General features: G+C 67.1%; 15 protein-coding genes. 6 read left to right on the top strand and 9 right to left on the bottom strand.

Annotation, left to right across the window (positions count from 1 at the left end; translation table 11 throughout):
• The first annotated feature begins 211 nt into the window (after positions 1–211).
• The 3 genes from LPN03_RS11715 to LPN03_RS11705 all read left to right on the top strand — a co-directional run bounded on the left by LPN03_RS11715 (position 212) and on the right by LPN03_RS11705 (position 3,350).
• Positions 212–1,198, top strand: coding sequence for a hypothetical protein (locus tag LPN03_RS11715; RefSeq protein WP_262454349.1), 987 nt, complete (start codon positions 212–214; stop codon positions 1,196–1,198).
• A gap of 94 nt (positions 1,199–1,292) precedes the next feature.
• A complete protein-coding gene (locus tag LPN03_RS11710; protein WP_262454348.1) occupies positions 1,293–2,063 on the top strand; it encodes an EfeM/EfeO family lipoprotein in 771 nt (256 codons plus the stop codon).
• A 15-nt stretch (positions 2,064–2,078) separates the two neighbouring features.
• Positions 2,079–3,350, top strand: coding sequence for a Dyp-type peroxidase (locus tag LPN03_RS11705; RefSeq protein ID WP_262454347.1), 1,272 nt, complete (start codon positions 2,079–2,081; stop codon positions 3,348–3,350).
• 73 nt (positions 3,351–3,423) lie between these two features.
• Here the strand turns inward: LPN03_RS11705 and LPN03_RS11700 are convergent, their stop codons facing one another.
• The 6 genes from LPN03_RS11700 to rpmB all read right to left on the bottom strand — a co-directional run bounded on the left by LPN03_RS11700 (position 3,424) and on the right by rpmB (position 9,018).
• Positions 3,424–5,355, bottom strand: a complete 1,932-nt coding sequence (locus tag LPN03_RS11700) for an NHL domain-containing thioredoxin family protein (RefSeq protein ID WP_262454346.1) — start codon at positions 5,353–5,355, stop codon at positions 3,424–3,426.
• On the bottom strand, positions 5,355–7,448 hold the full coding sequence (locus tag LPN03_RS11695) for a cytochrome c oxidase assembly protein (protein WP_165183185.1): 2,094 nt from the start codon (positions 7,446–7,448) through the stop codon (positions 5,355–5,357). The genes LPN03_RS11700 and LPN03_RS11695 overlap by 1 nt, the downstream gene beginning before the upstream one ends.
• A 229-nt stretch (positions 7,449–7,677) precedes the next feature.
• A complete protein-coding gene (locus LPN03_RS11690; protein WP_165183170.1) occupies positions 7,678–7,965 on the bottom strand; it encodes an HU family DNA-binding protein in 288 nt (95 codons plus the stop codon).
• A gap of 339 nt (positions 7,966–8,304) precedes the next feature.
• Positions 8,305–8,610, bottom strand: coding sequence for a 30S ribosomal protein S14 (rpsN, locus tag LPN03_RS11685; protein ID WP_165183169.1), 306 nt, complete (start codon positions 8,608–8,610; stop codon positions 8,305–8,307).
• 4 nt (positions 8,611–8,614) lie between these two features.
• Positions 8,615–8,782: a 50S ribosomal protein L33 gene (rpmG, locus tag LPN03_RS11680; RefSeq protein ID WP_038465687.1), complete on the bottom strand. Its 168-nt coding sequence runs from the start codon at positions 8,780–8,782 to the stop codon at positions 8,615–8,617.
• The gene (gene rpmB / locus LPN03_RS11675) at positions 8,782–9,018 is read right to left on the bottom strand and encodes a 50S ribosomal protein L28 (RefSeq protein WP_110502513.1); all 237 of its coding nucleotides are present in this window, start codon (positions 9,016–9,018) and stop codon (positions 8,782–8,784) included. Before rpmB ends, rpmG begins: the two co-directional genes overlap by 1 nt.
• Before the next feature lie 712 nt (positions 9,019–9,730).
• On the opposite strand from rpmB, the gene LPN03_RS11670 reads away from it, so the two are divergent.
• A complete protein-coding gene (locus tag LPN03_RS11670; RefSeq protein WP_262454345.1) occupies positions 9,731–12,352 on the top strand; it encodes a helix-turn-helix transcriptional regulator in 2,622 nt (873 codons plus the stop codon).
• Between the two features lie 33 nt (positions 12,353–12,385).
• Here LPN03_RS11670 and LPN03_RS11665 read toward each other — a convergent pair whose 3' ends face one another.
• Entirely contained in the window at positions 12,386–13,156 is a 771-nt protein-coding gene (locus LPN03_RS11665; protein ID WP_262454344.1) for an SGNH/GDSL hydrolase family protein, read from the bottom strand.
• Positions 13,157–13,222: 66 nt separating this feature from the next.
• Here LPN03_RS11665 and LPN03_RS11660 point away from each other — a divergent pair, with 66 nt between their 5' ends.
• Complete coding sequence (locus LPN03_RS11660; protein ID WP_262454343.1) at positions 13,223–14,650, top strand: MFS transporter; 1,428 nt, start codon at positions 13,223–13,225, stop codon at positions 14,648–14,650.
• A gap of 79 nt (positions 14,651–14,729) precedes the next feature.
• Here LPN03_RS11660 and LPN03_RS11655 read toward each other — a convergent pair whose 3' ends face one another.
• Positions 14,730–16,571, bottom strand: coding sequence for an ABC transporter ATP-binding protein (locus tag LPN03_RS11655; RefSeq protein WP_165183165.1), 1,842 nt, complete (start codon positions 16,569–16,571; stop codon positions 14,730–14,732).
• 108 nt (positions 16,572–16,679) lie between these two features.
• On the opposite strand from LPN03_RS11655, the gene LPN03_RS11650 reads away from it, so the two are divergent.
• Positions 16,680–17,150: a MarR family winged helix-turn-helix transcriptional regulator gene (locus tag LPN03_RS11650; protein WP_165183164.1), complete on the top strand. Its 471-nt coding sequence runs from the start codon at positions 16,680–16,682 to the stop codon at positions 17,148–17,150.
• Between the two features lie 172 nt (positions 17,151–17,322).
• Here LPN03_RS11650 and LPN03_RS11645 read toward each other — a convergent pair whose 3' ends face one another.
• Complete coding sequence (locus LPN03_RS11645; RefSeq protein ID WP_165183163.1) at positions 17,323–17,736, bottom strand: VOC family protein; 414 nt, start codon at positions 17,734–17,736, stop codon at positions 17,323–17,325.
• Between the last annotated feature and the right edge of the window lie 35 nt (positions 17,737–17,771).

The following is a 17,771-nucleotide window of genomic DNA, read 5'->3' as shown; positions in this document are numbered from 1 at the left end:
GGGCGCCGAGGTCATGGGCGCCTTGGGCGGTGCGCTGGGCGGCGGAGTCAAGAGCATGATCCGCTCCATGGGCTCCCAGCTGGGCCGGAGTCTGATGCGGGACATGTTCGGCACCGCGCCCCGGAGGCGCCGCTAGTTGGTGAAGCCGGTCCGTAATGCTGGTCCGCGCCGGATTCAAGGCGGGCAGGTGTGACCCGGTACAGTGGACCGCGTGAAGAACGGGGCCAAACTCATCAAGATTGGTGCCGCATGGCTGCTGATCCTGATGCTGGCCATCGCGGCCGCCATTGTGACCATTTCGGTGGTCAACGCCCAGTCCTTCGGCCCGCAGCGGACAGTGCAAAATTACCTGGACGCACTGCGGGCCGGCGACGGGGCCAAAGCGCTGGGGCTGCTCAACGCCCGGGTGCCGGCCGGAAATGCGGCCGTGCTGGATGGTGCCGGACTGGCCAAGTCCCAGGAGTCCATCAAGGACGTGTCCATAGGTAAGCCCGTGGACCAGCCCAACGGGCAGCGCAAGGTCACCGTCAGCTACCACGTCAATGGCACGGAGCTCGCCACCGATTTTGAGCTGGAACCCGGGCCCAGCCACTGGCTGTTCTTTGACAGCTGGACCATCCTGCCCACCACCCTGCCCACCATCAACGTCTCCGTGGTCAACGCCACGGAGGCGCAAGTGAACGGCGTGGCCGTGAACATGCCGGGCGGCAAAAACACCTTCGCCGTCTTTTATCCCGGCAACTACGAAGCCGAATACCACTCTTCGCTTTTCGCCGCGTCGCCGGTGACCCGTTCCGTCAGCAGCCCCATGGCGAGCGTTCCCGCCGTCGCACTGGCCACGGGACCCACCAGCGAGCTGCTGAGCCAAGTGGATGCCACCATCCACCAATACCTGGACGGGTGCGCCAAGCAGGCCGTCCTGATGCCGGCCAACTGCCCCATGAGCGCGGCCACCGATAACAGGGTGGTCTCACCCATCGCGTGGAGCATTGTGAACTACCCGTCCATCTCGATCACACCCTACGGCGGGAAGTGGATCATGGGGCCGCTGACCGTCAAGGCCCAGGTGTCCTACCAGGAGCAAAACCTGTTCACCGGCGCCGTGGCCCCCGTCAAGCATGCCGAGGATTTTGGGTTCACCGCCAAGCTGGCCATCAGCGGCACCACGGTGAGCGTCACCCCCGTGGTCAGCTACTAGGGCTACGCAAAGGGTAATTAGCGAACGGAAGAGTGCCCTTATTGGGGTACTATAGGCAAGCCAAGCCTTACTTCGTCCCACGCCAAGGATCCGCATGCCCGATTCCCTGCCCGCACCGGCCCCCACCATGGACGGCGTGGTTGCTGCTTACCGCAACTACGTCTCCGGCCAGCTCGACACCCTCACCGGCCAGGTCCTCTCCCTGAAAGCGTCCATCGGCAACAACAGCCTGGAAGTGGCACGCCGGCAGTGGCTGGATGCGCAAATGACGTGGCAGCGCGTTGGTGCGGCCTACGGCAGCTTCGGCGATCTCGGTTCGGCCATCAACGGCCTGCCGTCCGGCCTGCCCAAGGGCTCCGCCGACCCAGGGTTCACGGGGCTCCACCGGCTGGAATACGGGCTGTTCCACGGGCAAGGCCCGGCCGAACTGGCTGCTGTGGCCAGCAAACTGTACGCCGGCGTCGTCGAACTTCACTGGAAGCTGCCCACCATGGAGCTGGCGGGTTCGGACATGCCGCTGCGGTGCCACGAAATCCTGGAGGACTCCCTCCGCGACAACCTTTCGGGCAACAACGACCAAGGCAGCGGGATGGCCCTGGCCCTGACCTCCGCCGACCTGGACGGCACCCGCGTGGTGCTGGCACTGATGCACACGCTGGTTGACACGCTTTCCCCCGGTTATACGGCCAAGGTAACGTCCACCCTGGACCGCCTCGGGAACGCCCTGGCACGGACGCAGGACCAAGGCACGTGGCCGGCCTGGCGCACCCTTCCGCTCGCGGCACGCCAGCCCGTGACCGGGGCGCTGGGCGCCGCGCTGGAGTCCCTGGCCTACGTGCCCGCCCTGTTTTCCACTGACGACTAACCCGGATCTGGACCCATGACCTCGAACCCACCCACACCCCCACGCCCGGGGCGCCGCTCCTTCCTGATCGGTGCCGGCTCCGGTGCCGCCGTCACAGCACTGGCCGCGACGGCCGCGAACGCCGCCATCCATTCCCCGCCAAGCACGACGCCGGCAGCCGCCACCGCGCCCGCCGTCCCCTTCCACGGGGCTACCCAGGCGGGCGTGTACCGCCCGGCGGACCAGCAGCGCCAGGCCTGCTTTGCCTCCTTCCGCGTGCTGGCAACGACCAAGGCGGAACTAAAAACCCTCCTGCAAGTGCTCACGGCGCAGGGCGTGAAACTTTCCACCGGCGTGCGTGCCGCGGACCCGGTCCCGGCCGAGTCGCTGCCCGCCATCGCGGGCGGTCCGCCGCAGAACTCTGGAGTGCTGGGCGAGGACGTGCCGCCGGACTCCTTCACCATGACTGTGGGGCTGGCGGCCAGCATTTTCGACAACCCCGCCTTTGGGCTGGCCGGAAAGAAGCCCAAGGGCCTGACGAAAATGACGGTCTTCCCCAACGACACCCCTGACCCGGCGTGGACGGGCGGGGACCTGCTGCTGCAGCTGTGCGCGGACTCCACCGACATGGTCCACTACGCGCTGCGGGAAATCACCAAGGCCACGCGCGGCCTGCTGGCCCTTTCCTGGAAGATCAACGGATTCCACTCGGCCCCGCGCCCTGCCGGCACCCCGCGGAACCTGTTTGGCTACAAGGACGGCATCGCAAACCCCGCCCAGGACGAGCAACTTGTGTGGATCACGCAGGGCTCGGGGCAGCCGGACTGGGCCGTGGGCGGCACGTTCATTGTGGTCCGGCTGATCCGCATGCTGGTGGAGTTTTGGGACCGGGTGGGCCTGGGTGAACAGGACGGCATGATAGGCCGGCACAGGGTCAGCGGCGCCCCCTTGGGTGCGGTGAAGGAGACGGACGTGCCGGACTACGCCAATGACCCGGACGGGCAGAACATCCCACTGGACGCCCACATCCGCATGGCCAATCCGCGCACCAAGGCCACGGATGCCTCACGGCTGCTGCGGCGCGGCTACAACTACGACCTGGGCGTGGACCTGAACGGAAACATGCAGGCGGGACTGATCTTCGCCAGTTTCCAGCGGGACATCCAGGCCCAGTTTGAAGCCACCCAGCTGCGCCTGGTCAACGAACCCATGACGGACTACATTGAACCGTTTGGCGGCGGCTACTTCATCGGGCTGCCGGGAGTGACGGCGGCCAACGGCTTCCTGGGCGAGGGATTGTTCACTTAAACCCCCTCCGAACGGGCACTTAACGTGGATGTTGCGCTGAAACATCCACGTTAAGTGCCGGTTCGGGAAGGTGTTAGTCCATGCCGCGCAGGTCCAGCGCCAGCTCCGTGGCACCGTCGGCGGCCAGCAGCACGGGAATTCCCCAGTCCTGCTGGTACAGGTGGCAGGCAGCGTGGTCAGGGATTTCCCCATTGGCGTCCTCCGGGCCGTCGCAGGCCGCTGCGCGCGCCGTCAGATGCAGCACGCCTTCGGGCACGTCGGGCGAGAGCACCAGGGTGCGGCTCAGGCCCACGGAGGTGCCTCCGCCGGACACCAGCAGCTCCGGCGGGGTGGAGGAAATCTTCAGCTGTGTGGGATCCCCCCAACGGTCGTCCAACTTCTGACCGGTGGGGGCAGAAAAGTTAACCTTCAGGGCCAGCTCGCCGGGCGCCACGTTCGTCTTGGGGCGCTGGGTCTGGGCAGCACCCTCATCCACCTGCAGGGCGTTCTTGGGCAGGGGCAGGCGGATCAGCTGGTGGCGGTTCGCCTCCACCACAATCAGCAGCGGCACCTCGCCGGACTCGTCCAGCAGCACGTCGCTGGGTTCCAGCAGGCCGCGCGCCAGGGTGCTGACTGTCTTGGAGGCGGGGTCGTAGCGCCGCACGGCGCCGTTGTAGGTGTCGGCCACGGCCACGGAGCCGTCCGGCAGCACGGCAACGCCCAGCGGGTGCTGCAGGCGGGCCTGGCCGGCGTCGCCGTCGCGGAAGCCAAAGTCGAAGAGCCCCTCACCTATGGCTGTCTCCACCGTGGTGCCCCCGGGGCCAAACTTCAGCACGCGCAGGGCCGAGGTTTCCGAATCGGCCACCCAGATGTTGCCCTGGGCATCCTCCGTAACGCCGGACGGCTGGGCAAACCAGGCCTGGTCGGCAGGGCCGTCCAGCAGCCCCTCCAGCCCGTTGCCCGCGACGATGGACACGGCCCCGCTGGCCGGCTCAAAGGCGAAAATCTGGTGCGTGCCCGCCATGGCGATGACCACCGCCCCCAGCGCTGACGAATACGCCACGTCCCAGGGCGAAGACAGCGCCACCTCGAGCGGCGCGGTCCCGAGGTGGGTCGCAGAGGCGGCAGCGCCGTCGTCGTCCACCCGGGCGGGGCCCGCCTCCAGAAGCCGCTGGACGCCGTTGCCGGCGATGGTGCGCACGCGGCCGTCGGCCAGCGTCACGCCGCGCAGGCGGTGGTTGACGGAGTCGGCCACGACCACGTCGTAGCCCACTTCCGCCGCCAGCTCACCCGGGAGCAGCGCCAGCCCGTGGGGCTCGTTGAATTCTGCGGCCTCGGCGGGGCCGTCGGCCAGGCCCTTGGCTCCCGTGCCGATGGTGCGCACCACGGCGGCCAGGTCCGAGCCCATCTCCACGAGGCGGTGGTGGCCGGTGTCCGAAACCAGGAAGTTGCCGCCGGCCAGCGGAAGGACCTTGCCGGGGAAGCGCAGGTCCCGGGCCACGGGCTCGGGTGCCACGTAGGGGCCGCTGCCGCGGTGCAGGGTGCCCTTGGCCTCGTGTTCGGCAATCAGTTCAGGGATGAAGGTGGCCAGCCCCGCGGCATGGCCCTCACCGGAGAGGTGCGCCACAATGTAGCCCTCCGGGTCCACCACCACCAGGGTGGGCCAGGCGCGGGCGGAGTACGCCTGCCAAGTGACCAGTTCCGGATCGTCCAGGACGGGGTGGGCAATGTCGTAGCGCTCCACTGCGGCGGCCAGGGCAACCGGGTCCGCTTCATGCTCAAACTTGGGCGAGTGCACGCCCACGGTGACCAGCACGTCGCTGTACTGCTGCTCCAGGGGCCGCAGCTCATCCAGCACGTGCAGGCAGTTGATGCAGCAGAACGTCCAGAAATCCAAGATGACAATCTTGCCGCGCAGCTTTTCCAGGTCCAGCTCGGCGCCGCCGGTGTTCAGCCAGCCGCGGCCCTGGAGTTCCGAGGCCCTCACGCGGACAGTGGCGGCGGTAGGGGTGGTGGTGGATTCCACTAGTGCATTTCTCCTTGTGAACGGCGTTCGGGTGTTCCGGGCGCGTGCGGGCCGGATGCGTGTGAACTTCGCAGCGGGCTCGACGGCGCGGAAGCGTCGCGTGCTGCCAGCTGGGCAAACATGTCATTGTAAGCGTTGAGGTCGGCGTCCTTATTCCTGTCCGCCGCCCTGTCCTTGCGCTTGGTCTCCCGGGCATCGGAGCGGGACCACATGTAGGCCACGCCCATGGCGATGGCCAGGGTGGGGATTTCACCGACACCCCAGGCCACGCCGCCGGCCGTCTGCTGGTCGACAAGCGCCGAACCGCCCCAGGCACGGCCCATGTTGCCAAAGTATTCACCCGACAGCAGGGCCGTGGCCATCATCAAGGAGACGCCAAAGAAGGCGTGGAAGGCCATGGTGGCCAGCAGCAAGAGCAGCCGGAAGGGGTAGGGGAAGCGGCGCGGCAAAGGGTCGCTGCCGATCATGCTCAGCACGAAGATGTAGCCCGTGATGGTGAAGTGGATGATCATCAGCTCGTGGCCCACGTGGTAGCGCATGGCCAGCCCGAACAGCGGCGAGTAGTAGAAAATGATCAGGCTGCCGGCGAAGTTGGCGGCCGCAAACAGGGGGTGGGTGACCAGCTGGGAAAACTTGGAATGGACCAGCACCAGGATCCACTCGCGGATGCCGCGGGAGCCGTCGCGGCGCGGGGCCAGCGCCTGCAGTGCCAGGGAAACCGGTGAGCCCATGGCCAGGAACAGCGGTGCAATGACCATCAGGGCCATGTGCTCCACCATGTGGGCGCTGAACAGCACGTCGCCGTAGACGGCAGGGCCGCCGGAGGTGATGTAGACCAGTACAAGCAGCCCAACAATCCAGGAAATGCTGCGCAGCACCGACCATTTGTCGCCGCGTCGGTGGAGCTTGAGCATGCCGGCCAGGTAGGCGGCCCCGGCCACCAGGGCGAAGGCCACCCATAGCCAGTCCATGCGCCACTCGGTAAACCAGCGGCTAAACGTCAGTTCCGGCGGCAGCGGGTACCCGGTGAGGATCTGCGCCGGGGACAGGGAGGACGTCACCAGTTCCCGTGACTGCGGCGGGGCCGATCGGCTCAGGCCCACGGCAAGGCCGCTGATGATGCCCATGATCAAAAGCTCCACAAAGATCAGCTGCCAGAGCAGGCGGCGGGTGGGTGCTGCCGCCGTGCTCTTCTTCCCCCCGGCCAGGCGGGGGATGATCCAGGTACGGTGCATCCAGCCGATGACGCCCAGCACCATGGTGGCGGAGAACTTGGCCAGGATCAGCTGGCCGTAGGTGGAGTAGAACAAATCGTGCCAGTTGGTCACGCGGATGGCCGCGTTGACAATGCCGGAGCCTGCCACGCCGGCGAACGCAAAGATCGCCAGGGCGGAGAAGCGCTGGAGGGTTTGCGCCGTGAGCTTGCCCAGGACGCCGGAGACCACCACCAGCACAATGATCCCGCCCACCCACAGCGAGGCGCCGGTGATGTGCAGGAACAAGGAGTTCACGGCACCGTTGTGGTCCGCGCTGGAGGCGGAGTGGCCCACCAGGGCTTGCGGGACGAAGGCCAGCAGCGCCACCACCAGGGGGACGGCGAGGCCGCTGACGCTCCTGATGCCAAAAACCATGGTGGTCACGACGGCGGCGCAAATCACCACGGCCAGCCACGCCTGGCCCACCGGCAGCCCCGTCACGAAGAAGACCAGCTGGTTGTTGTAGTCCTGAGTGCCGGCGATGGGAAGGCCGGAGACGCTGGAATAGGTGAGCACCAGGACGGCGATTGCGCTCAGCGTCCACACGCAGCCGGCCACTGCGGCAAGGTTCATGACCCGGGTAAAGGCGGGGTGCTCGGGCACTGGGGCGCGCCTTCCGGCGTCGTCCTTCTGTTTGCCGGTGTGCGGCCGCCGCGCCTTGGCGTCCTTGGGCAGGATGACGACGGCGAACACCAGCGCGCCCACGACGGTGGCCAGCGCCATGTTGTGAATGGTGGTGGCGGCGGGCAGGCCCCAGCGGGTGAACGCGCCGGGATCGGCGAGCTTTTGGACGGCGGCGGCGCCGGTCCACATCAGGGCGCCCACCATGCCGGCCATTCCGGCCACGAAGCCCAGCCACCACCAGCGGCTGCGAATGCCATCGGCAAAGGTGCCGGGGACGGCAGGGGAGGCTATGGCGGGGGACGCTTCAACAGGTGGCACCCTTCCATTGTCTTGCACGCGGCGCAGATTGGGCGAATCAGGGAATGCACAGGAAGAGGGTTAAACAGCGTGGGGGCGGCCGGCGCATGCGCCGTCCGCCCCCACGTGAAGTGTCGTAGAAGGACTACTTCTTCTTGGCGACTGCAGCCTTCAGCTTGGAGCCGGCGGACAGCTTGACGCTGTGGCCTGCTGCGATCTGGATGGCCTCACCCGTCTGCGGGTTGCGGCCGGTGCGTGCTGCACGGTCGGTGCGCTCAACGGAGAGCCAGCCCGGGATGGTGATCTTTTCGCCGGCTGCAACGGAGCTCTCGAATACCGAGAACAGGGCGTCCAGCACGCCGTTCACTGCGGTCTGGCTGGTCTCAGCCTTTGCAGCAACTTCAGCTACCAGTTCGCTACGATTCTTAGCCATGTTTGTCCTCCTGGACGTCAAGAATTTCTAATTCCACGCGGTTGCGTGTCAACCACTGCTAGCGAACATACCAGCAAAACCGCGGAACTGACGGCAAATTCCGCCATTTCTCGGCGTTTTTCGGGCCACTTTGAGGGCTTTTTCGCTCTCAGCCAAGCTGCGGAGGGCCTGCGGGCGGCTATCCGCCCCTTGAGTCAGCAGCGATGGCGACTTTGGCGGATGCTTGGCCACCATCGCTGCATACTGACCAAGGCGTCAGCGCCACTGGGCAAGCCGGCCGCCGAAAGAGGGCAGCAAAAAGGCGGCGACCCGAAGGTCGCCGCCTTTTTCAGCGGGATGTTACCAGCTGGACTTCTTGATGCCGGGCAGTTCGCCAGCGTGCGCCATCTTGCGGAAGCGGACACGGGAAATGCCGAACTTCTGGAGCGTTCCACGCGGACGGCCGTCGATGGCGTCGCGGTTGCGGACGCGCACGGGCGATGCGTTGCGGGGGAGCTTCTGCAGGCCCAGGCGGGCAGCTTCGCGCTCTTCCGGAGTGGAGGCGGGGTTGACAAGGGCCTTCTTCAGGGCGAGGCGCTTTTCGGCGTAACGCTCGACGATGACCTTGCGCTTCTCGTTCTTCGCGATCATGGACTTCTTGGCCATAGTCTTAGCGCTCCTCTCGGAATTCGACGTGCTGACGGATCTTGGGATCGTACTTCTTCAGGACCAGGCGGTCCGGAGTGTTACGACGGTTCTTGCGGGTCACGTACGTGAAACCGGTACCCGCGGTGCTCTTGAGCTTGATGATCGGACGTACGTCCCTGTCCTTTGCCATTAGAGCTTCACCCCGCGAGCCAGAATCTGGGCGACAACGGCGTCAATACCGCGCACGTCAATGGTCTTGATGCCCTTGGCGGACAGCTGCAACGTCACGTTGCGGCGCAGGGACGGAACCCAGTAGCGCTTCTTCTGGATGTTCGGATCGAACCGGCGCTTGTTGCGGCGGTGCGAGTGCGAAATGCTATGTCCAAAGCCCGGCTCGGCTCCGGTCACCTGGCAATGTGCTGCCATGATCACTCCTAGTTAAATATGTGGATACGGTTCACTGCTGCAAACCGTGCGCTGAGGCAGCGTCCGCCCTTGGACAGCATGATTCCCCGCCTCATTTTCATGATGAAAGGAAAAGGTGCCCGTCCGGCGAATACCCGAATGCACGCAACTTGAGCCCCTAACTACCGGCCCACGGGAGGATAATCACCGCAAACCGGAGCAATTGCACACGCTCCGCGCCACCTAGCGCCTACCCAGTCTAGTGGCACGTGCCGTTTAAGGCGAATTGGCCCATATCACTTCGCGGCCAAAGAAGGAAGCACCGCGGGTCAGTACAGCGGGCCAGTTCAGCGGGTCAGTGCAGCGGGGAACAATTCCTGCGGGGCCAGATACCCGCGATGTCCGGCCCGGAATGGCCCGGCCGAGCATCCTGGGCATGGCGCCGCGGACTGGTCCGTGCGGCGCGCAAAAGAGGTTGTTTGGCCGGATCCGCGGGATTGGCCACGGCGGCCCCCAATGGTCTGCCGTGGCCCAACGTCTCCCCCACCGTGAACTGTCCCGCTGCTCCGGACGCCTTTTCAGGCCCCGCCGGAATTCCCTTTTTGGCCACGGCCGCTCCCCTTCCCCTGAGCATGCAACGCGTAAATCCATTCCCACCCCTTACGTTAGGGACGGCATCCACGCGGCACATCAGTAGTTACTACGCAAGTTCCCGGGCGGTAATGTTTTCCTTGTGAGTGCGCCCGCGATATTCCCGACTGCCTGGCCCGTTTTGGAGCGCGACGGCGACCGGATGCGGGCCCTGCGCGCGTTCGCCACGGGCGTCCAAAACTTGGGTTCGGCGGGGCTCCCCAACCATGCCACGGGGCACACTGCGGGCTTGGTGGTTGCCGGCGAGCCGGGCGTGGGGAAAACGACCTTTGCTTCGGGGCTTGTTTCGGCCTTGCTGGCGGACGCCCGCAACTCCCCGCTGGTGGTGCCGGTCTTGTGCACCGCCACCAGCAACTCCCTGCCGTGGTCCTCACTGGCACCGAGCATGTCCACCGAATCCCTGGCGGCAGCAATGGAATTGGTCGCCAGCGCACCCCCGAAACCGCAGGCCAGGCCGGTGCTGTACCGGATCGAGGACGCACACCTGCTGGACACCATGAGTGCCACGTACATCAGCTGGCAGGTTCGTGCCGGGCAGGCGGAGCTCGTGGCAACGGTCCGCCAGCTCTCAGCCTTGCCGGAGTCCCTGCAAATGCTGCTCAAGGATTCCGTGGTGGAATCGCTGCGGCTGGACCCCCTCGACGCCGCAGACACCCGCCTGCTGTTGGACAAGGCCGTGGGCGGGCCCGTGGACCCTGACGCCGCCCGGCACCTTTACACGCTGACCCGCGGCAACCCCATGTACCTGCGCGAAGTGGTCCGTTCGGCCCTGCAGTCAGGGGACATGTTCAATACCTCCACGGGATGGCAGTGGCGCAGGGCCAGCGCCGTCCCGGGCACCTTGTCACGCCTCATTGAGCGCGACATGGCCGGACTCCCCGACGCCCTCCGGGACGTGTTGGAGCTCGTTGCCTTCAGCGAGCCCATCGCCTTGCCGCTGCTCTTGAAAATGGTCCGCCCCCAGGACTTTGACGCCTGCCTGCGCGCCGAGCACATCGCATTTGTCCAGCCCCCGCGCAGCCTGGTCCCGGATGTGGTGTCCGCCCATCCCCTCAAGGGCGAGGCCATCCGCGCGGCGGTCAGCGTAAGCAACCGGCTGCGGCTGCACCAAATGGTGAACGTGCACCGGGCCACGGCCGACGACGGGAGCCCGGCTTCCATGCTCCGCTCCACCTTCTGGGCCCTGGAATGCGGGCTGGACGTTGCCACGCCCACGCTCATCAGGGCGTCGTGGCTGGCGGGCGAGCTGCAGGACTTCGGGCATGCCGTGCTGCTGGCTGACGCTGCACTGGCCAGGACAGGGCTGAGCCCGGTGCAGCGGCTGGGCACCCTGGCAGCCAAGGCCTTTGCGGCCAGCTTCATCCCGGGGTCCGACGGCGGCGTGGCGGACCTGGAGTCCGCCTGGGTGCTGTTGCCCGCCGCGGCCCGCCAGGAGGCGGAACGCCACCATGTTGGCCCGGACGCCGTGGCCGCACAATTCCTGGAGGGCGCCCTGGCCGTCACGGCCCTGCGCGCCAATTTCAAGCTGTTCCGCCACGACTCCCCCGCGGCCGCCCTCGAAGCCCTGGACCAGGCGGAATTGCTGCTGGGGCCCGTGGCCAAGGCCACGCTGGAAGGGCTCCGCGTGCAAATCCACGGTTGGGCCGGCAACTTTGCCCCCGTCATCGAAACGGGCGAGGCCGCACTGTCGGCCAACGGTGGCGAGGTGGACGAGCCCATGCTGGCCTACCTGTCCATGTTTGCGCTGGGGCTCGGCCACCGGGGCGGACTGTTCCGCGCCCTTGACCTGTGCCGGGAAGGGCTGCAGGTGGCGCGCCGGTGCACCGCTGACTATCCGTGGGCGGTGGGTGAGCTGCGCAGCGTGGCCCACCACCTGATCCTGTGGATCGGGGACATTGAACAGCTGGAGCAGGCGCGGCTGGAACGCCGCGACTTTGACCCTCCGGGCATCCAGTACGACTACACGCTGGACCTGGTGGCATCCGCCAACGTTGCCCGGGCCCAAGGGCGCTGGATGGCGTCCGCCGCCGATCTGCAGCTGGCCGTTGAGAAATATGGCGCTTTCGACCGCAACGGACTGGGCGCCTACGCCCGCGCAGCCCTCGCGGCCGTCCTGGCGCTGGCCGGGCGCAAATCGGAAGCGGCGAAGGCCCTGGCACGGTCCCGGGGCGGCGCACTGCGCGGTTCACGCAACATCGAGGCTGAGATCCTTTTCATGCAGCTCACCGCCCAGGCCGTCCTGGGCGATGCCGGCCCGGCCGAAGCCCTTGAACTGGCGGACTGGGCCGCCGCACGGGATGCCCGGGTCACCGAGCTGGACGCCCTGCACCTTTACGTGGAGCTGGACCCCGCAGCGGGCGCCGCCGTCGTGCCCCGGCTTGTTACCTGCGGGAAAATGATCGACGGCGGCCGCGCCCGGTGGCTGGTGGAGCATGCCCTGGCGCTGCTCGCCTCCGATCAGGTGGCGGCGCGCCGGGCTCGTGACAGCCTTGCCGTGCATGGTGTGTGGGTCGGCGCCAGGAATGCGCGGCCGGCGCTGACGGCGCGCGAACATCAAATTGCGGTGCTGGTCGCCGCCGGGCTGGGCAACCGCGAGATCGGCGAACGGCTGGTCGTTTCGGTGCGGACGGTGGAAAGCCATGTGGGCAGGATCTTCACCAAACTGGGGATCAACAGCCGGGACCAGCTCGCAGCCAGGCTGTAGCGCAGGCTCCCGAAGGCTGCACTGCCCACACTCCTATAGCGGCGTGCGCAGCTGCGGCCACCGGGCGGAGAGGTTGTCCCCGGAGGACACCCCGCGCAGGCGGCGGCCAATCCACGGTCCCACGTACTCCTTCGTCCAGGTGGCGTTGTCCCTGAGTGATTCCGCCGTCGTTTTGACCTGGATGGGCGGCAGTTCCGGCATGGGAATGCGGGCCGCCTCGCCCAGCGCCTCCAGGACCCGGTTCGCCATGTTGACGTGCCCGGGCGTGGACATGTGCATGCGGTCCACGTCCCACAGCCGCCAGTCGTTGTATTCGCGGAAGCGCCAGTAGTCCACCAGCTCGGCTCCGGTGTTTTCGGCCGCCTCGCGGACCAATTCGTTGTACACGGCGGTGCGGCCGCGGATGCCGGCAAAAACCTTGGAGGAGCTGGCATCAAAGCCGGTAAAAACCAGCACCCGGGCACCCGTAGCTGCCAGCTTGGCCAGGCCGCCGGAGTATTTGGCGATCATGGCGTCAATGTCCACCTTGGGCCGCAGGATGTCATTGATGCCGGCATAGATGGTGACCAGGGTGGGGTCCAGGGCCACCGCGGCGTCAATTTGTTCCGCCAGGATCTGCTTCATCTTTTTGCCGCGGATGGCCAGGTTTGCGTAGCCGAAGGTGCCTTCGGGGCGGGCCAGCGCAAGCTGTTCGGCCACACGGTCTGCCCAGCCGCGCACCTGGTTGGGGAGCGTGGTGTCCTCGTCGCCGAGGCCTTCCGTAAACGAGTCGCCCAACGCCACGTACCGTTGTGAAAATTCCACCTGTTCTCCTTGCCGCCCCATCTATAACTAGGCTAATCCTATGTGTGAGAATCCGTGCCGGCAGCTGTGAGCTCCCCCGCATCCATCTGGGGCCCCCAATACCGCAGCGCCACCGCCGGCTTCTTCGGCCTGGCGTTCATGGTTGCCTATTCCAGCGCCGCCATCACCACCGCAATGCCACGTGCCGCCAACGAACTCAACGGCCTGCCGCTTTACGGGCTGGCGTTCGGCATCACCATGGCCGCCTCCGTGGTGTCGATGACGCTCGCCGCAATTTGGATTGACCGGTCCGGCCCGCAAACCCCGCTGCTGGCCGGCGTCGGCATTTATGTGCTGGGCATGGGCCTGGCCGCCGCCGCACCCACCATGGAGCTGCTGGTTGCCGCGCGCGCCCTGCAGGGCTTTGGTTCCGGGCTCGACGGCGTGGCCCTGTACGTGGGGATCGCACGGGTCTTCCCCGTGCACCTGCGGCCCAGGATGTTTGCCGCCCTGGCCGCGGCGTGGCTGCTGCCCTCCATTGTGGGCCCGGCCCTGTCCGGGGTGGTGACCGACCATTTCGGCTGGCGCTGGGTGTTCGCCACGGTTCCCGTGCTGGCCCTCGGGGCCGCCGCCATCATCTACCGCGGCACCAAGGGAAGCGGCATGAATGATGCTCCGGCGCGCGCTGACGGGCTTGCCGGAAACCCTGGATCTCGACAGGCTCGATCACCGGGGACAGGCCTGTCACTGGGGACAGGCCGATCACCGGGGAGTGGCCGATCACTGGACGTGTGGCGCGCCCCGGCCTGGGCAATTGTCGCGTCGGTGTCCGTGCTGCTGCTCGGCGACGCCAGCGCCCGCACCCGCGGTTGGTGGCCCGCGGAACTGGGTGCCGCCGTCGTGCTTCTCTGCATGGCCGTCAGCAAGCTGCTGCCACGGGGCACCTGGCGGATGGTGCGCGGGCTGCCGGCGTTGATCCTGATGCGCGGGCTGATGGGCACTGCCTTCACCATCGCGGATGTATACCTTCCGCTGTATATGATCGACCAGCGTCACCTGCCCGCCTGGCTGGCCGGGCTGTCCCTGTCTGTGGGCGGCGTGACGTGGGCCGTGGGCGCCTGGCTGGCCGGGCGGGGGCGGTGGAAGCCGGCCACGTCGCTGCATTGGGGCTCGCTGTCGATGCTGGCGGGCATGGCCGTTTCCTCACTGGTGCTGGTGCCCGGCTGGCCGGTGTGGATCGCCTGGGTTGGTTGGATCGCGGCCGGATTCGGCATTGGCCTGGCCTACCCCACCCAGTCGGTGCTGGTGCTGGAGCGTTCGGCCGTGCACGAACAGGGCGCCAATTCGTCAGCCCTGCAACTGAGCGAAACACTGACCACGGCTGCCGCGCTGGGCGTGGTGGGGGCCGTTTTTGCTGCGCTGCTGTTGCTGGGGACTGCCAGCTACGTCATGGCGTTTGGCGTGGCCGTGCTGCTGGCCCTGGCCACCCTGCTGGTCTCGCGCCGGGCGGCCTGACGCGGGGCAAAAACCGCCCACGATGCCGCAACGGACATTTGAACCTGATATATCGGGCTCACTAGTCCGTTTCGGGATCCTAGGTGGCCGGCTCCAGTTCCTCGCCCGCCGCGAGGAGGCTGGCATATGCTCCCCCGGCGTCCCGGAGCACGGCGGGCGGCCCCACTTCCACCAGCTCGCCGCCGGCCAGCACGGCCAGCTGGTCGGCATCGTCCACCGTGGAGAGCCTGTGGGCGATGGTCAGCGTGGTGCGTCCGACGGCGAGCTGGTCCAGTGCCGCCTGCACCTGCGCCTCCGTGGTGTTGTCCAGCGCCGAGGTGGCCTCGTCCAGGATCAGCACCTTGGGGTTGCGCAGGATGGTGCGGGCAATGGCCAGGCGTTGCTGCTCGCCGCCGGAGAAGCGGTGGCCGCGGGCGCCGACCAGGGTGTCCAGGCCGTCCGGCAGCCCGGCCACGAGGTCGGCGATCCGGGCCGCGCCGAGCGCCCGCCACAGCTCGGCGTCGCCGGCATCCGGTGCGGCCAGCAGCAGGTTGTCGCGGATCGAGGCGTGCACCAGGTACGTCTCCTGGGACACCACGCCCACAATGCGCGACAGCACGCCCGGGGCAATGTCCCGGACGTCAACGCCGTCAATCGTGATGCGGCCCGCCGTGGCATCGTGCAGCCGGGGCACCAGCGCACCCAGGGTCGACTTGCCCGAGCCCGTGGGACCCACCACGGCCGTCGCGGACCCGGCGGGCAGCGCAAGGTCGATTCCGCGCAAAACGTCGGGGCCGCCGTCGTACGCGAAACGGACACCCTCGAAACGGACCTCGCCCCGGACTGTGGCAGGATCCAGCGGCACGGGCGATACCGGCGCGGTGATGTCCGGGACCAGGTCGAGGTATTCAAAGATGCGGCTGAACAGTGCCATGGCCGTGACCCATTGGACGCCCAGGCTCAGCAGGCCCATGATGGGGCGGAATATGGTGGCCTGCAGCGCCGTGAACGCCACGATGGTGCCGATGGACATGGTGCTTCCGGGCAGGCCGCCAGCGAAGTAGATCAGCGCCGGAATGGCGGAGAAAATGATGCCCATGGTGGCCATGCGCCAGCGCCCGGCCAGCTGCGAGCGCAGTTCCAGGCCGATCAGGCGCTGGGAGCTGGCGGTGTAGAGAGCGGCGTCCCTGCCCGTGGTGCCGAGGGTTTTCGCCAGCCGCACTCCGGAGATGGACAGCCCCTCCTCCACCTGGGTGTTCATGGTGGCGAGCTCGGCCTGCATGGTGGTGGTGATGTCGCGCCGGAGCAGGGCCACGCGGCGGGAGAACCAGACGGCCGGCGGGATGATCACCAGCGACAGCAGGGACAGCCGCGGGGAGAGCGCCACCATGGCCACCGCCGTGCCCACCGCCGTGGTCAAGTTTGACGCAACGCCCGTGGCCGTGGAGGTGATGACAGTCTGCATGCCGGAAATGTCGTTGTTCAGGCGCGACTGCACCTCGCCGCTGCGGGTCCGGGTGAAGAATGCCAGCGACTGCTTTTGCAGGTGGATGAACAGGCGCGTGCGCAGCGTGTGCATAATTTCCTGGCCCATGGCCGTGGCCATCCACGTCTGGACCACGCCAATCGCGGCAGTGGCTGCGGCCACCGCGATCATGGCGCCGGCAAGCCATGCCAGCAGCGGCATGTTTTTCTCCGGCAGTGCCCGGTCGATGATGCCGCGCACCAAAAACGGCTGGGCGAGGCTGATCACGCTGGATGCGGTAATGAGGAGCACGACGACGGCGATGGTCCCCTTGTGTGGGGCGAACAGGGCCGCGATCCGCTTCAGGCTCACCGGATGGGCCTTGATTTGGCTCTTGTCTGCGGGGTTGACGCGGGCGGGGCCGCGGTCGGCGCGGGGGCCCTGGCCTCCGCGGGGGGAAGTATTCATCTCCGTCATGGGGACCTCCGGAGGTTGTGCGGGGTGCGGAATTCGCACCAACTAATAAGGAGGTTACCTCACTATGAGGTTGTAGGTCAAACGTGCGGCCTTGGATAGACTGGGGGCATGGCAAATTTTGGTGGTTCCGCAGACCTGGGCGAGTTGTTCCACGCCGCGTTCCGCGGGCTGCGGCGCACGTGGGCGGAGCAGCTGGCGCCCTGGGAACTGACGCCGCACCAGTGGCGGGCCCTGCAGACGCTGGTGCGCGGCTGCGGCCCTGGGGCCGGCTCAGGCGCCGGCTCAGCCGCCGGTGCCTCGGCCGCCGGCCTGCGCCTAAAGGACTTGGCGGACCGGCTGCGCATTGCGCCGCGCTCCGCCACCGAAGTGGTGGACCAGCTGGAGTCCAAGGACCTGGTGCGCCGGGACGCAGACCCGAGCGACCGGCGGGCCACCCTGGTGGTGGCCACGCCGGCCGGGGAACAACTTTTTGCCGAGGTCAGCGCCGCGCGCCGCGACAAGTCAATGGAATACTTTGCGCAGCTGGCCGAACCGGACCGCACCGAGCTGGCCAGGATTCTGGCCCAGCTCAGCCACTAGCACATAGACGCTCCCTCATCTTTCGCGGCCCCGCGAACGACGCTCCCTCATCTTTCGCGGCCCTGAGAACGACGCTCCCTCATCTTTCGCGGCCCTGAGAACGACGCTCCCTCATCTTTCGCGGCCCTGAGAGCGACGCTCCCTCATCTGCCGGGTGCCGTGCCGCCGGGGGCTACGCCGCGGGGGTGCCGGCGATGTTGACCAGCCACGGCACACCGAACTTGTCGGTGAACATTCCGAAGGTGTCACCCCAGGGCGCCTTGGCCAGCTTCTCGGCGATGGTGCCGCCGTCGGACAGCTGGTTGTAGTACCCGGTCAGGGTTTCCTCGTCGTCCCCGGACAGCGAGACCGTTGAGTTGGCGGTGATTGCCATGGAGCTGGGGACGTCGGCGCCCATGAGGACCAGGCCGTTGTCGGCCGTGAGCTGGCCGTGCATGATCTTGTCTGCCTCGGCCGGGTCATCGGAGGCATGGAATTCGGCAAAGGTGCTCAGGTCCAGCTTGCCGCCGAAGACGGAGTGGTAAAACTCCATGGCCTCCTTGGCGTTGTCGCGAAAGTTCAAATACGGGTTCAATCGAACAGTCATGATTGGTCTCCTGATGGGTTGGGTCCTATTGGGAC

Source organism: Arthrobacter sp. A2-55 (assembly GCF_025548615.1).
Classification (GTDB): Bacteria; Actinomycetota; Actinomycetes; order Actinomycetales; family Micrococcaceae; genus Specibacter; species Specibacter silviterrae.
This window is presented reverse-complemented; position numbering and strand designations above follow the sequence as displayed.